The organism is Fodinibius saliphilus, from assembly GCF_005869845.1.
GTDB lineage: Bacteria > Bacteroidota > Rhodothermia > Balneolales > Balneolaceae > Fodinibius > Fodinibius saliphilus.
In genome coordinates this window covers 315,428-331,261 of the sequence record NZ_VAWF01000001.1, presented here as the reverse complement: position 1 = coordinate 331,261, position 15,834 = coordinate 315,428, and the positions used below count along the sequence as shown (strand labels likewise).

The window sequence follows — 15,834 nt, the reverse complement described above, 5'->3', positions numbered from 1 at the left end:
GGTGCATATGCACCCCTTTATTTATTACTATTCTTGTCAGATACAGTACATACTTCCTTTTTTATTCGGCTTCCACCATCTTATTCTCCAGCTCACTGATAGAATATAATGTTTTAAACATTGAATCTGGAGTAACTGATATTGTATCAATGCCATTGGCTACTAAAAACTCAGCGAAATCAGGGAAATCTGAGGGACCTTGTCCACAGATTCCAACTTTAGTGCCAGTCTTTTTGGCTTTTTCCAGCAGCATTAAAATCATCCGCTTTACCGCATCATTTCTTTCATCATAAACATGAGCCACTAGTGAAGAATCGCGATCCAATCCTAAAGTAAGTTGTGTTAGATCATTAGAACCTATTGAAAATCCATCTATATGTTCTGCAAATTCTTCAGCCATCATAATATTAGAAGGTAATTCAGCCATCAGGTAGACTTCCAAACCGTTTTCTCCACGCTTAAGACCAAACTCTTCCATTGTAGCAAGTACTTTTTTCAGCTCTTCAGGAGTGCGGCAAAATGGAACCATTACTGTAATATTAGTAAGGCCATACAGATCTCGAACCCGTTTAATAGCTTGACATTCCAGGCCAAAAGCTTCTTTGTATTTGTCAGAATAGTATCGTGAAGCTCCCCGCCAGCCAATCATCGGATTCTCTTCTTCTGGCTCAAAATAACTACCTCCAACCAAATTTCGGTACTCATTAGATTTGAAATCAGAAAACCGTACAATAACCCTGTTGGGATAAAAAGCAGCACCTATATGTGCAATCCCATAAGAAAGCTTCTTGATAAAGAACTCAGATTCATTATCATAGCCATATGTAATCTCATCAATTTTTTCCGTGAGCTCCTTATCCCCTAGCTCTCTGTGATGAAGTAATGCCAATGGATGAGCATGGATATAGTTATTGATGATAAATTCTTCGCGGGCCAATCCAACACCGGAATTGGGAACTTTACTAAATTTGAATGCCATATCCGGTGAGGCTACATTCAACATAATAGGTGTTTCTGTTTTAGGAAGACCTGATATCTCATGATTAATCTCTTCAAAATCAATTAACCCTTCATAGATCTTCCCAGAACTACCTTCCGCACAAGACACTGTTACCTCTTGACCATTATTGAGTGCTTGCGTAGCAACTGTTGCCCCTACAATAGCAGGAATACCCAACTCGCGTGCAACAATAGCAGCATGACAGGTTCGTCCCCCTTTATTAGTAACAATGGCCGAGGCTTTTTTCATCAGAGGTTCCCAATCGGGATCGGTCATCTCTGTTACCAATACCTGCCCATCTTCAAAGTCAGCTTCATCGGCAGAGCCATCCCGTCCATCGAGAGTATGGATAACATTTACTGCTCCTTTTCCAATTCGATCTCCCACTGCAATTCCTTCAAAAATAAGCCGTTCATGCCGGTTTCCATCTGCAATTTTAAATTCAGTAAGGCTTCCAACCTTTTGATTGGCATGCACAGTTTCAGGTCGTGCCTGTACAATGAAAAGCTCTTCAGATAATCCATCATAAGCCCATTCCACATCTACCGGTGTCCAGCGCCCATTACGCTTGGTGTAATATTTTTCAATTTCTACTACCCACCTAGCCAACTGTAAAGCTTGTTCATCAGTCAAGCAGAATTGTTTTCGCTGTTCTTCTTCCAGACTTAATTTTCGAGTCAATTCATTAGGTTTATGCCCGTACGCTAATTTATGTGTTTTCTTACCTAGCTTCTTTTCAATAATAGCGTCTTTTCCTTCTGCCAAGGTAGGTTTGAATATGATAAATTCATCCGGTGATATTTCTCCTTGTACCAGCAGTTCTCCAAGCCCAAATGTTCCATTGATTATCACAGCATTTTCAAATCCACTTTCCGGATCTATGGAGAACGACACCCCAGAAGCTCCCAGGTCTGAACGTGCCATCTTTTGGATACAGACAGAGAGTTTTGCAGTCATATGATCAAAACCCGCTGAGGTACGATATGAAATAGCCCTATCTGTAAAAAGAGATGCAAAGCAGGCCTTAATTGAATTAACGACGTTATTATGACCACGAACATTTAAAAAAGAATCTTGTTGCCCGGCAAAAGAAGCATCGGGAAGATCTTCTGTTGTTGCTGACGAACGCACTGCGACATCAGTAGCCGACTTGCCATATTCCAGTGAAAGTTTTTCATATCGGTTTTCAATTGCTTCTTTCAATTCTTCCGGAAAACTCCCATCCATGATATGCTGGCGTATCTGCATACCGGTTTTCCTAAGCTGAACCAAATCGTCAACATCCAACTGGTCTATTAATGTACGAATATGCTCTGTAAGGCCATTAAACTCCATATATTTTTCGTAAGCCGCAACGGTAACTACAAAGCCCTCCGGTACGTTAATACCGCGATCGGCAAGATTGCCAATCATTTCGCCAAGTGAGGCATTCTTTCCCCCTACTTTATCAACCATATCCAGGTTGACATCTGATAATCCCAAAATCATCTCACGTTTGTCCATTTTTCTCTTTTTTCTCTTTTAATATATTACCGGATAATAATCCGTCTTAATGATAACATTTGCAGAAGAAGTGCTGCTTAAATAACGCTCTTGATATTACTTAAAAAAATACGAAGGCTGTGAGACCTTCGCTTTAAGAAAAATGCAACAAAAAAATCTTTTTAACAATACAATATAATCACTATCTCATCAACCAAACCAGGGTATCAATATCATCCGGTTGCCATGATATTTTCGGTGTCTGGGCATTTTCGAGAAGTTCGATATTTGATTCCCATCCAGGTATACTGACCTCCTGATCCGTCACGTAAATACTTTGCATATCATCTTGATACTTCTCTGCACACTGTGCCACCGTCTTTTCATCTCCCTGCACCCAGTAACAGACAAAATCCTGATCCAACTCTATTCCTTCTTCTTGGATCAAAAAATATTCCAGCCAAAGCTGATTACGCTCCACAGCTTCATTATAGGCAACCTGATGTTTTAACCTTGGCGCAGGAGTTTCGTGTTGAGGATTTTCAGACCAAAATGATTTAGTACTTTCGACAAGCTCCTCTTTTACCTCTTCAAGTTCATATGGAGAAACAACAATAGCTACCGACCGGCATCCTTTTCCACCATAACGAAGAATACTGCTTGCTAAATCCTGCATTGATTTAGAATTAACACGATCCAAAAAGGCTATTGAAAAATGAGCGGTACGGATCAGATATCGTGTTTCTTCATTGGCAAGATCGTACTGCTGAATAGCTTCTTTTACTCCCGGTACTGATGATTCAGACCCTGCAAAAATAACCGCATCATGTGCCATACCTTCAAAATCGTTCAAACGATGGGTCCACTGTACATCCATATCTGACCAAAGGCTCATCTGCTTTACCTCATTTAGAAAAGTGGGTAGCAGGTAGGGATCTTTACGTGAAATTTTTCCGGTATATCTTGCCCCGCTTAATAAAGTGGTCAGAGCATCCTGGAATCCTACCAACGGAATGTTCCCAGCATGCAAACATAATACATTCTGTCCTTCAGCACTATTTTCAGAGTCAGAATTAATATGGTCCATCCAATTTGTAAGGGCTTCTCTGCTTATATTTTCTTTAATCGCTTCTATGGCAAACTGTATATCCTCAAAACTAAAGTAGCCCTCCTTTGCAGTGCGGTCAATAGCATCTGCTAAGTGTTCATTGTCCGTATATAACCAGTTGTCAATGGCTTCTAGCAGTGCGTCTACTCGTTCCTGTATCCTGTTCATATATCAAAAACTAATTTAATCTACTTCAATTAGAAAATTACAGCCGCGCAGATTTTTGGGATTCCAGCGTCCCAATATCTTAAAACGTCCTCTGTCATCCATTACTCCTATATCATCGGTTAACAGGAATGAACAGCTATGTACATTTGCCAAGTCCATAACACCTATTAACCCTTCGTCATATGGCATTAACGCCTCGGTAGGATCTTCAGGATTTCGAATACTCAACTGCATCCACGGCACTGTATTAAACCACTGTCCACCGGTAGTATATGCCTGACTAAGTAACTCTGCCATGCCATACTCGGAATGAATACGATTCCCGTTCAATCCAAAGCCCTTGGCCAGGCGCTTATGTAACTCAACACGGGATATTTCTCGTTTATAGGTTTTCATCCCACCCGTCTCAATAATAATACTGTCTGATGGCAAGTGAAGATCTTGTAGTTTAAGCAGGTCCAGCAGCCCAAAAGCCGCACCAAAGATAATCAACTGCTTTCGTTGACGCTTTATTTCTTTAACAGCTCCCGGGTTTATAGGTTCATCGAGTGGCAGAAAACGACTCAAGCCGCTGTTATCCTGATCAATAAGCTGCTGAATCATATAGATCAGTGATGAATCCGGGTTTTCAGCATAGCCGGGGGTGTACCCCCATATAACGGTATCTTCTAAATCATAAAAGTGCTGGAAACCTTTGAGTAGTGACTCTTGATAAAGCGACTCATTTATTACTTTGTGAATACTGCGCTGCATCGCTAAAGTACCACTGCTTCTAAAGGTAAGATCAGGCTCAGCATCAGGCTGGGTAGTAATCTCTGCATCTTTAAATCCTTTTATGGGAAGCAACGGTATCCTGTTAATATCGTACTGTATCCCACCCAAAAGGTCAGAATCAATACCTAACGCCTTGCAAAATCTGCGATAAACTGCATTTTCCTCAAACTGATGCTGATAAACTTGTTTTGCCTTTTCTTCAAAAGCCGTATCCCTATCGAATATAAGTTCAGACCAATCTTCCATCAATAACAAATAAGGGTTAAGAGTTACCAGCTTTAAAAAGACCGGCAACTCTAATAATTAATGTATTTTATTGTAAGCCAACACGCTTGAAAATACGATCTACATTTCGGGTGTGGTGCTTTAGATTAAAGGCTTCATCGATATCTTCGTCAGTGAGATATTCCTGTACCGTTTCGTCTGCTTCAACAAGATCCCGGAACATTGTTTTTTGTTCCCATGCCTGCATCGCCAAAGGCTGAACCGTATCATAAGCCTTCTCGCGCGACATTTCACCTTCATCAATCAGCATATGCAACAATCGTTGCGAGAAAGTAAGGCCATATGTTTTAAAAATATTTTCTTCCATATTATCTTCATAGATCGTCAACTTTTCTACCACACCGGAGAATCGATTGAGCATATAATCCAACAGTATAGTAGCATCCGGCAAGATAATTCGTTCTACCGATGAGTGCGAGATATCCCGTTCGTGCCACAATGGAATATTTTCGTATGCTGACATCATATACCCCCGAAGCACCCTAGAGCAACCCGAAATATTTTCAGAACTTACCGGATTACGCTTATGTGGCATTGAAGAAGAACCTTTTTGTCCTTTACGGAAAAACTCTTCTGCTTCGCGCACTTCACTTCGTTGCAAGTGACGAATTTCAACAGCCATCTTCTCCATTGTTGAACCGATCAATGCTAAGGTAGAAACATAATCTGCATGACGATCACGTTGGAGGGTCTGCGTTGAGATCGGTGCTGGACTGAGCCCCAACTCTTCACATACAGATTCTTCTACCTCTGGCGGAATGTTGGCAAAAGTTCCAACTGAACCACTCATCTTGCCAAACTCAACCGCATCTGCAGCCTTTTCGAAGCGTTCTAAATTTCGCTTCATCTCAGCATACCATAATGCACATTTTAACCCGAAAGTAGTCGGCTCGGCATGCACACCATGGGTACGCCCCATCATGACGGTAAACTTATGTTTCTTAGCCTTCTCCGCTAATACCTCAATAATATGCTCTAAATCTTTCCGAATAATCTCGTTGGCCTGCTTCAGGCGATAACCATTTGCCGTATCAACAACATCTGTTGAGGTAAGCCCATAGTGAACCCATTTCTTTTCATCACCAAGAGATTCCGAGACTGAACGAGTAAAAGCTACGACATCGTGACGGGTTTTCTTTTCGATCTCTTTTATCCGGCCAACATCAAATGTTGCCTTCTCATACAACTTTTCTACATCTTCTTTAGGTATTTTTCCTAATTTACTCCAGGCATTACAGGCAGCCAGCTCAACTTCCAGCCAAGCTTGAAATTGGTTTTCCAATGACCAGATATCGGCCATCTCTTTGCGTGAATATCGCTCAATCATGAAAAATGGGTTCCTCTAAATTTAGGATTTTTGATGCTGCCCCAAAGATATTGGTTTTGAATGAGAAAGACAGACCTAATTATAAGGGCCTAATGTACCTATGTAGATAACTGCTTAGCATACTGATCATACTAATAATTGCCTTTTCTAGCTAACCCAAACTCATTGTTGAGGAATCTTAAGCCAACTCCCCTGCTCTATCGTTTCGTTCAGCTCCACTTGGTTTATGATGGCAATATCCTCTGCTTCTATCTCCATAGGTAATTCTTGTGGTAGGAAAGATGCAAAATCAGCGGTCCGATCAGCTTTCACAGTTTGTAACCGAACCGGTTTAATATTGAGGATCTTCTGATCATTCAGCTCTGCAAAAGAGGTGCTAATATCTTCGAACTTAGCACGATATGCCGCAAATTTATCGGCAAGACTGTAAGCTGTAAACCGATAGATATTGTTATCATATAAGACAGCATAAACATGGAAACGATACTGAGTACTATCTTTAGCAGTTGCAGTTGCAATAGCTTGATATGCCCCCAGTCCATTACTTTCGGTTTCTCCTTGTGATACCAGGGTAAATCCATCCTGGCTCACATAATTTATCACCGAACTTTTTGGATCATCAGCCACACTGTCAATTTTCATGACAGAGACCGCATCCTGATCTTCATTAACAGCGGCAACCAGCGAAGGTCTATTAACGATTTCCCAATTAGCAGGATAATTAAATCTAAAAGCCAATTCAGGATGATAAAAACTGCCCTCTTCTACAAACCCTTCACGGGGATTTTCCCCAAACACCATCCCATCAACTATACTCATATACTCATCAATACCCTCTTTCGTTTGCTTGTATCCCTTTTCTCTCCATTTTTTAGCCAACTCCGGAATTGTATTCGCCCGTTCTGCCGGATCAGGGTGTGTTGACTTCCAATCCGGAATATCCTGACCTGACTGTTTTGAGATACGTTGCAAGGCCCCAAAGAATCCGGCTCCGTCTGCTGCGTCATAGCTTTTCATGGCAGCATACTCTACTCCCAATCGATCCGATTCACGTTCATCATCACGACCATAGCTTAGAAATAAAAACTGTGCTGCCTGACTACCCAACTGCAGAACACTGCCGCCCGGCACTCCAAGTAGCTCTTCGCCTGCTACTGCACCCCCTATAAGCGCTATCTGACCTATCTGTTGCTCAAATGCACGCTGAGAGGCATGGCGTGCTGCCACATGACCGATTTCGTGGCCCAATACGACCGCCAATTGTGCTTCATTTTCCAGGTGTGCTAGCAATCCACGAGTTACATATACATATCCGCCCGGTAGTGCAAAAGCATTAACAACGGGACTATTTAAAACTCGGAAATAGAATTCTGTTTCCCGATATTTTTGCGGTGTGTCTTCACGACGCATATGGCTAACCTCCAGCACGTTGTCGCCAACGGTCTTTACATAGTCTAACAACTGCTCATCCTGGTAAACCCCATATTGCTGTTGAATCTGTTGATCAGCCTGTTTACCGATCTTTTTCTCTTTCTCCCAGCTGTATCCGTATGCTCTTTTTGATCCGGAAACCGGACTCCTTTGAACCACACATGCGGCCATAAAAAGAACTGCAAACACAAATAGAATAGTTCTTTTAAAATGTAATGCTATCATACTGAATAATTTATTTAAACGGTCATTATGGTATGTAAATGTAAGTATTTCTAATAAGTTCCGCTCAAAAATTCACTACTCTCAATCCGTCGTATTTTTCCAGTGTTGATAGATCATAACCATAGCTAACGTATCTAGCTCACAATATTTAAGCAATGCATTTTGATAAGCCTGTAATTGATCTTTGCTATATTCTTTGGCAAGGAGCTTTCCGTAAACTACCATTGCTTCGGTACCCCGACGAATTGGCGAATCCCCTGTTTCTGTTAAAATACTATACGGGTTTCTGGCCCCACCCTCTTCATCATTTTGCCACCACTGTATTCCATTAAAATTGTGGCTGAAATACGGTTCCGAATATTTTTCTCGCAAATATTCACTATGACTCATTATCGATTGCAGTACTCCCTTAATACTCAAAGAGTTATTCATCTCCCTGTTATAGTAGTAATTCTTTACCAGCCTGCTTAAATCAGCGACATAAGGAGGCTGGTGATGAGAAGAATCGTTACGACGAATAATAGCTTCAATCCATTTAATGAGTTTTTCACTGTCATTAACATCAGCCTGCTCATTCATAAGCTCGCGCCGTATCGTTTTCAATGCTGTCCGCTCAAAGTTCGAATATTGTACGATAGTTCCCTCTGAAATATTGGGAATTTCCATTAGGCGACGAATCAATTCATAATTAGGATATATCTTCCGGCTGTTATCAATCCACTGAAAATGCTGCCATTCCCCATCTTCATCTAACGTATGACAGGAATATTGAAATACAATAAGCTGGTATGGTGACCGATTGCGACGAATAGGAACCGTATAATTACCGGCTTCGAAATCCAAAAAATGAAGCGGGTATTGCCAGCGATTGAGTTCTTTTTTGAGCTCAGGGCGTATAATTTCTGCCGGTACAGGCCTATTTTGCGCTTTATATATTTGTAATGCCTGGCGCATTTTATGACTGATCCCCCAATTTCCCTCAACGATGGTATTAATATCAATAATATCGTCTCCAGGAATCTGTTTTTGATCATAAACCCCCTCATTGATCCATTGATTCACACCTGGGCCAATAAGGTCAAAAACATGTTTTTCCGATGGATTCTCATGATCCATCATCGCAGCCCAACAGCTATTAAAACCACTCTCAACACCATCTTCAATACGCTCCTTGCTAATACGAAATTCGCAGTCTTTACATTTCGCACCTACTTTAGGTGCCTCCTTCCTTATATTTAAAAATAAATTTCGGAGGTAATATAAAGTATCTTCAAAATTAGGTTTTGGCAAATACTCTTCAGCAAAGTCAGAATCATTCCAAATCTTTAATATCTCGTCTGACACTTCAATTTTAGCTAACAACTCCTGATTAGCTGATGATACCGGAACCGGTTTTGCTGTTTTATCCAACGGCTTCAGTATAAATGGTAGATTCCCTGTTTGTGCGTGGCCCGTCTTTTCGGGCAATACCAACATGGGTACAACATCAAACTCAGGTAAACTTTTCTGAATCAGGTATAACTGGTAAGCAAAACCAAGTAAATACTTCCTCCACTTGCTATAAATATTACCGGTATTGGCAATAAGATGATCTCTTCTAGAATCAAAAGCTTTAGTTTGAATATGAAATACCGTCAGTGTATTCCCTTTTTTTACCACAATAGGCAAACGGGCCATCATCTGTTTATATTCAAAAATGGCATCAAATATAACCGCGTTCTGATCTTCTAAAAGAGAACGCGTCTCTTTAGCAGCTTCATGAACTGAAGCTTCCTTAATAAAGATACCCTCGGAGTAAACGGATCTCGCAAGTGCCTTCAACAATCTTTTATTGAAAACAGCATGTCGTATAAACGGAATGGCAACTTTACTTTCTGCAAAGTCTTTAGCCTTATAATACAATTTTGTGGGACACTGAATACCTGCCCCAAACAGATGTTTAGTGAAATGAGTAGTCTTCGCAGAAGCCTTTGCCATATTATCTGATAATATTCACTTCGGGGACAAGATCTATATTAAACTGTTCAGATACGGAAGCCTGAATTTCTTTAGCCAGATCCAGTATTTCTTGTCCTGTTGCTCCACCGTGGTTTACTATTACCAATGCCTGTTGCCTGTATGTCCCCGTATTACCTACAACCTTGCCCTTCCAACCGGCTTCTTCAATGAGCCAGCCTGCTGGCACCTTTATCATATCGTCGTCCATTTTATATCCCGGGACTTCGGGGTAATGCTTCTTTATCCGCTCAAAAATATTTTCAGCTACAATGGGGTTTTTAAAAAAGCTTCCGGCATTCCCTGTTTCTTTGGGATTCGGGAGCTTACTATTTCTGATATCAATAACGATATCGCTGATATCTCTAATAGTAGGATCAGAAATACCTCGTTTTTCCAACTCCGATTGAATGGCGCCATAAGAAGTATTGAGCTCGGGATTTTTCGATAATTTAAGCACCACTTCTGTAACAATAACCTTTCCCTTGAGCTCATTTTTAAAAATACTATTACGGTAACCGAAACTACAATCTTCCTTACTAAATTGACGCCTTTCACCGGTGGCGATATCAACAGCTTCCAACTCCTCAAACACATCTTTAAGTTCAACACCATAAGCCCCAATATTCTGTATCGGAGCTGCTCCTGTAGTTCCGGGAATAAGAGATAGATTTTCCACTCCAGCCCAACCTTGAGCTACGCAATAGCGAACTGTTTCATGCCAGTTCTCGCCGGCTCCAATTTTCAACCATACATTCTTTTCCGTCTCTTTTACGACTTCCAGACCTCCGATTTCAACATGTAGAACCAAGCCATCAAAATCATCTGTAAATAAAATATTGCTGCCCCCACCCAATATTAAGAGTTCGTTTTCTTTCGTCTGAGGATGGGCAAGGATATTTTTTAGATGAGTAGTCGTTTTTACAGCCGCAAACTTGTGAGCCATTATTGAAATATTTAATGTATTATATGGCTGTAAATCAACATCGGATTCAACCAATGCATCGTACGGCTTAATCATCAAAATATCAGTTAGCTATTATTGTTGAGTTTGGTGATGTTCTCTGGGAGATTGCGGTCGGTCCTGTACTTTAACACGTAATTTGCGTACCCGATTATTTTGCACAGAATGGATGGTCAATTCCAGATTTTGATAATACACCCGCTCACCTACGTTTGGAATACGTTCTGTAAGATGATAAACCAGCCCCCCTAATGTCTCATACTGATCGTCATCCGAAGTAAGTTCACGATTCAGGATATCTTCCATATCATCTAAATCTATGCGAGCGTCAAAGATATATACCCCACTTTTAAACTTCGTATATAATTTATCTTCATCCTCATCATATTCATCAGCGATATCCCCTACAATTTCCTCAAGAATATCATCAAGAGTAATCAACCCCTCTGTACCGCCATACTCATCAACAACAATAGCGATATGGGTCTTTTCCTGCTGAAAATCCCGAAGCAGATCATCCAGCTTTTTAGTAGAAGGAATAAAAAGTGCCTTACGTGCAATGGTGCGCCAATTTATTGTTGTGCGTTCAATATCAGAATTAATATAGGGTAATACATCCTTAGAGTGTATAACGCCCAAAATATTATCCAAATCGTTTTCATAAATAGGCATTCGCGAAAGCCCTTCTTCTCGAATTACACTTAATACTTCATCCAGTGAGTTTCCGGTAGAAATTGCAACAATATCAACGCGTGAAGTCATAATTTCACGCACTGTAGTACTGCCAAACTCAATAACATTTTCTATAATCTCACGCTCATCACTTTTAATAGAACCCTCCTGCTCGCTAACCTCTGCCATTGTCATAATATCTTCGGAGGTCATTTTACTTGTCAATTTTGGCAGACGTTCCTCCAGGCTTAATGTACTGCTGGCTATAATTTTAGATAATGGTTTAAAAAGAATAAAAAACACATAGATAAACCGACTGATACGGCGGGTCGCCTTCAACGGATTATTAATCGCAATAATCTTGGGAGTGATCTCACTAAGAATCAGTATCATAAATGTTAATACGACCACCTCAATAAAATAGACCAAGAACTCTCCCAACCCATAGTAAGCCATAAGATTACCCGCTACTACGGCAGCCAAAACCGAAGCAATTGTATTGGCAAAAGTATTACCGATAAGGATTGTTGCCAATAAACGACGAGGCTGTTCGAGCATACGTATGATCAATCGATCTGCTGTACCTTCGATATCCCCTTCCGAAAGCAGGTCTTCCTGATTTGAAAGTGAGAAAAATGCAACCTCTGATCCAGAGAAAAGAGCTGAAAAGAATAACCCTAACAAGATACAGGCAACTTGAACAGATATTTCAATAGGATCAATAGTAGGCTCAAAAAGAAAGTTCTCTTTGGCCTGTATTGAAAAGTCAATGATAAAGAGAAAGCTACTAGGGTCGTCCAATTACCTGATTTTATACTTAATTTTGTTTAAAAGCTATATACTGTATTACAGTAGTGCAAGAATAGAAAAAGCGGTAAAGCAAAAAAGCCCTACCGCTTTTAATGTATCCAATTTTCAATTAAAATGGCAGATCATCATCGATATCATCAAAATCTTCGTTCAAATCTACACTACTTGAAACTGGCTGTGTGCTATCGGGTTTGCTTGGCACGTTTCCGCCACCGCCATTATCTCCTTTACTATCCAGCATAGTCATAGTTAAGGCTTTAATCTCGGTAGTGTAGCGCGTTTGACCTTCTTTATCTTCCCATTTACGAGTTTGTATGGGACCTTCAATATATACCTGAGAGCCCTTTTTAAGATATTCTTGGCAGATCTCTGCTAAACGTCCCCAGGCAACCACGCGGTGCCATTCAGTATTCTCTTTCCATTCGCCCATGTTATCTTTATAGCGCTCAGATGTTGCAACAGATAAATTTGCAACAGCCGTATTTGACTGCGTATAACGTACGTCAGGATCTTGTCCCAACCGACCGATTATCATTGCTTTATTGAGTGAACTCATAATGTATTCCTCATTTTATTTTATCGTTTCTGTCTAAAGGTAAGATATATTTCGGAGGAATTCCTTACAGAAAATTTCGCGTTTAACACTGTTACCTATTAAATAATAGGTAAAAAAATTTATTTACGGTTGAAAATGATCCCGCCTATTACTATCTGTTCACATTATAATTATTTCTTTCCCTTTTTAACTGTTGATAAAAAACCGGTTGTACTTTCTATGAAAACACTACGACAACTCTTTTTCTTTGTAATTTCTGTTTTAATATATATTCCCGCAGTGAATGGACAGACTTTTAATTGGACCGTTGCGGACGTTATTAACCAGGAACGCGCATCAAGCCTGCAATTTTCACCGGACGGGAATTTACTGGTCTGGATTAAATCTAAGCCCAACAAAGAAAAAGACCGCAGTGAAAGCGACCTTTACCTCACTCGCTTTGATGTTAAAGAAGATGGGAAGTATAAGACCATTCAATTGACACGCGGGAAAGAATCCGATTTCAGTCCCCTTTTCTCAAAAGATGGAGAGACCATATACTTTCTTTCATCGCGCGAAAAGGGTAAAAAACTTTGGGCGATGAGCGTATATGGTGGGGAACCATACGAAATTCATGAGTTCGAAACGGGGATATCAGATATTCAATGGCTAGAAGACAAAAAGCTCGCTTTTAAATCCAATGAGGGCAAGACCCTTTATGAACAAAAACTAGAAGAGGAAGAGGATAATACGATTGTTGTTGAAGATACAGCCCATTTTAAACCCAGCCGTATCTATTCATTTGATCTCAAAAAGAAAACCATCAGCCGTCTTACCGATAATAAATATCCGGTTGGTGAGTATACCGTCTCAGAAAACGGAAAATGGTTGATTAGCTCACATATTATGAGCCCTGACTACCGTGCCGACGCCAATCCCAAGCCAAACTACTATCTCTGGAATCTTGAACATGAAACTAAAAAAGAAATCCTAAAAATGGGATTTCAAACACCTGGTAACTTTAAATTTACCGACGATAATGAAGGCTTTTACTTTGTATCAGTGAAATCTTCTGATCCTCAATGGAATGGGGCCGGTATTAGTATGTTACATTACTATGATATAAATGAGGAGAAAGCCCAAAAAGTACCTATCGACTGGAATTGGGGCCTGGGTTCTGGTTTTGATGTATTTGGTAATGATGTGATGGTAGGGCTTGCAAATGGAGCTACTACCAAGTTGGCATACCTGCAGAAAGATGGAAATGAATGGGATAAGAAACCTGTAGATGCCGGAAAAATGAATCAACACATTACCATTACTGCAGTGGGGCACGAACATAAAAAATTGGTTTCTGTCTATTCAACAGCCTCTACCCCTCCCCAATACCACCTGAGTGATCTCAACATAAAAAGACGCAAAGTTAGCATTTCGGAAGGAACCGAAGTTATTGCCCTCAATGAATATCTTGACAAGAAGCCCAAAGCCAAGAGTGAAGTCATCAGCTGGACCGGCGCTAAAGGAGATGAAGTAACGGGGATTCTCTTTTATCCTGAAGATTATGAAGAAGGGCGTCAATACCCGCTAATTGTTTCTATTCACGGAGGACCCTCTGGCGTAGATACGGACCGATGGAGTGATTCTTGGGCCTATTTTCCCAACATTTATTCCCAGAAAGGAGCTTTTGTTCTAAATCCGAACTATCATGGATCCTCTAATCATGGACAGGAATTCGTAGAATCTATAAAAGGCCATTACTATGAATTTGAGATTCCTGATATCATTGCCGGCATAGATATGCTGGAAGAAAAAGGAATGATCGATCGCGATTCACTGGGTGTCAAAGGCTGGTCTAATGGTGCCATTCTTACCACAATGCTGACCGTACAACATCCCAATTTATTTAAGGCGGCAGCCCCAGGTGCAGGTGATGTCAACTGGACTTCGGATTATGGAACCTGTGCTTTCGGGGTCTCTTTTGATCAAAGTTATTTTGGCGGTGCACCGTGGGATAATACTAACGGTAAAATTTTTAATGAAACTTATATACAAAAGTCTCCTCTCTTCGAGATGGAAAAGGTAAAAACCCCCACTATTATATTTCACGGGAGTAAAGACCGGGCCGTTCCACGAGATCAAGGCTGGGAGTATTATCGGGCACTCCAGCAAATTGGGAAAGCACCGGTTCGCTTCCTATGGTTTCCGAACCAACCTCATGGTCTGCGAAAAATAACGCATCAGACACGTAAAATGGAAGAAGAAATTCGCTGGTTTGATAAGCACCTTTTTGGCACCTATGAAGGTAAAAATGAGGCTTTCAAAAAAGAAAGTCCCCTTGCAGAGCTTCTCAAAAAGGATAAAGCACAAATTAAAAATGGGCAATATGGAGTCGTCATTAATGACATCTTGATCCCTGAAACTGTTAGTATTAAAGAAGATTCTATTGCTATTGGACGATTTGAGGTTACTAATGCGCAGTATGCTGAATTTGATAAAGATCATAGCTTCCCAAGTGTACGAGCCAACTATCCCGTTGTCGACATAAGCCCGGAAAAAGCCCAACAATACCTTGGTTGGTTGAGCAAGAAAACAGGTGACGCCTATCGTCTCCCCAATAGCAGTGAAGCTGCGACTCTCCATAAAAAGGCAAAAAAAGTAGCAGCCAAAGAAAATACGCTTAACTTCTGGGCCGGCTATAATATCACGATTGATGAGGTCTCAGAATTTCGTAGTAAACTGGAAAACCTAGACCATACCATGCTTAAAGAAGTAGGTACATATCCCGGTGTTTCTATCGGGGAAGCCCATATCTATGACCTCGGTGGTAACGTGGCCGAATGGTATACTGCGGAAACTGATCCTCAAACGTATGGGTACTCTGCCATAAGTTTTGTTGATGATCGTGGTGAAATCTCCTCGGTTCCAAAACAATACTCCGGGTTTAGAGTTATAAAAGAATAGCTTATTCCAATAATGCTTTTTTACTTGACCTTATTAAGTGATTCCATCATTCCATGTGATGGAATCACTAATAGTTTTCCCTTCTTTTCAATATATC

Annotated in this window: 10 protein-coding genes; 1 reads left to right on the top strand and 9 read right to left on the bottom strand. The window is 40.6% G+C overall.

Annotated elements, in window-relative coordinates; genetic code table 11:
• Nucleotides 1-61: 61 nt before the first annotated feature.
• From ppsA to FCN14_RS01325, 9 genes are all read right to left on the bottom strand, one after another.
• The gene (gene ppsA, locus FCN14_RS01365) at nucleotides 62-2,503 is read right to left on the bottom strand and encodes a phosphoenolpyruvate synthase (RefSeq protein ID WP_138429294.1); all 2,442 of its coding nucleotides are present in this window, start codon (nucleotides 2,501-2,503) and stop codon (nucleotides 62-64) included.
• Between the two features lie 181 nt (nucleotides 2,504-2,684).
• Nucleotides 2,685-3,758, bottom strand: a complete 1,074-nt coding sequence (locus FCN14_RS01360) for an acyl-CoA reductase (RefSeq protein ID WP_138429293.1) — start codon at nucleotides 3,756-3,758, stop codon at nucleotides 2,685-2,687.
• Between the two features lie 15 nt (nucleotides 3,759-3,773).
• Complete coding sequence (locus FCN14_RS01355) at nucleotides 3,774-4,778, bottom strand: LuxE/PaaK family acyltransferase (protein ID WP_138429292.1); 1,005 nt, start codon at nucleotides 4,776-4,778, stop codon at nucleotides 3,774-3,776.
• A 67-nt stretch (nucleotides 4,779-4,845) separates the two neighbouring features.
• Nucleotides 4,846-6,144, bottom strand: coding sequence for an adenylosuccinate lyase (gene purB, locus FCN14_RS01350; protein ID WP_138429291.1), 1,299 nt, complete (start codon nucleotides 6,142-6,144; stop codon nucleotides 4,846-4,848).
• Nucleotides 6,145-6,306: 162 nt separating this feature from the next.
• Nucleotides 6,307-7,800 (bottom strand): M48 family metalloprotease, encoded by a 1,494-nt coding sequence (locus FCN14_RS01345; RefSeq protein ID WP_246043074.1) that lies wholly within the window; start codon nucleotides 7,798-7,800, stop codon nucleotides 6,307-6,309.
• A gap of 81 nt (nucleotides 7,801-7,881) precedes the next feature.
• Nucleotides 7,882-9,777, bottom strand: a complete 1,896-nt coding sequence (locus FCN14_RS01340; RefSeq protein ID WP_138429290.1) for a DUF2779 domain-containing protein — start codon at nucleotides 9,775-9,777, stop codon at nucleotides 7,882-7,884.
• A 1-nt stretch (nucleotide 9,778) separates the two neighbouring features.
• Nucleotides 9,779-10,816, bottom strand: coding sequence for a UDP-N-acetylmuramate dehydrogenase (gene murB / locus FCN14_RS01335; protein WP_138429289.1), 1,038 nt, complete (start codon nucleotides 10,814-10,816; stop codon nucleotides 9,779-9,781).
• A gap of 18 nt (nucleotides 10,817-10,834) precedes the next feature.
• The gene (locus FCN14_RS01330) at nucleotides 10,835-12,232 is read right to left on the bottom strand and encodes a hemolysin family protein (protein WP_138429288.1); all 1,398 of its coding nucleotides are present in this window, start codon (nucleotides 12,230-12,232) and stop codon (nucleotides 10,835-10,837) included.
• Nucleotides 12,233-12,350: 118 nt separating this feature from the next.
• A complete protein-coding gene (locus FCN14_RS01325) occupies nucleotides 12,351-12,797 on the bottom strand; it encodes a single-stranded DNA-binding protein (protein WP_138429287.1) in 447 nt (148 codons plus the stop codon).
• Between the two features lie 219 nt (nucleotides 12,798-13,016).
• Here FCN14_RS01325 and FCN14_RS01320 point away from each other — a divergent pair, with 219 nt between their 5' ends.
• Nucleotides 13,017-15,737, top strand: a complete 2,721-nt coding sequence (locus FCN14_RS01320) for a S9 family peptidase (RefSeq protein WP_138429286.1) — start codon at nucleotides 13,017-13,019, stop codon at nucleotides 15,735-15,737.
• Nucleotides 15,738-15,834: the final 97 nt, after the last annotated feature.

Bases quoted from the DNA above. Each gene is read 5' to 3' on its own strand.
- purB (WP_138429291.1), bottom strand. From the start codon at position 6,144: ATGATTGAGCGATATTCACGCAAAGAGATGGCCGATATCTGGTCATTG.
- murB (WP_138429289.1), bottom strand. From the start codon at position 10,816: ATGATTAAGCCGTACGATGCATTGGTTGAATCCGATGTTGATTTACAG.
- FCN14_RS01320 (WP_138429286.1), top strand. From the start codon at position 13,017: ATGAAAACACTACGACAACTCTTTTTCTTTGTAATTTCTGTTTTAATA.
- FCN14_RS01325 (WP_138429287.1), bottom strand. From the start codon at position 12,797: ATGAGTTCACTCAATAAAGCAATGATAATCGGTCGGTTGGGACAAGAT.
- FCN14_RS01345 (WP_246043074.1), bottom strand. From the start codon at position 7,800: ATGATAGCATTACATTTTAAAAGAACTATTCTATTTGTGTTTGCAGTT.
- FCN14_RS01340 (WP_138429290.1), bottom strand. From the start codon at position 9,777: ATGGCAAAGGCTTCTGCGAAGACTACTCATTTCACTAAACATCTGTTT.
- ppsA (WP_138429294.1), bottom strand. From the start codon at position 2,503: ATGGACAAACGTGAGATGATTTTGGGATTATCAGATGTCAACCTGGAT.
- FCN14_RS01355 (WP_138429292.1), bottom strand. From the start codon at position 4,778: ATGGAAGATTGGTCTGAACTTATATTCGATAGGGATACGGCTTTTGAA.
- FCN14_RS01360 (WP_138429293.1), bottom strand. From the start codon at position 3,758: ATGAACAGGATACAGGAACGAGTAGACGCACTGCTAGAAGCCATTGAC.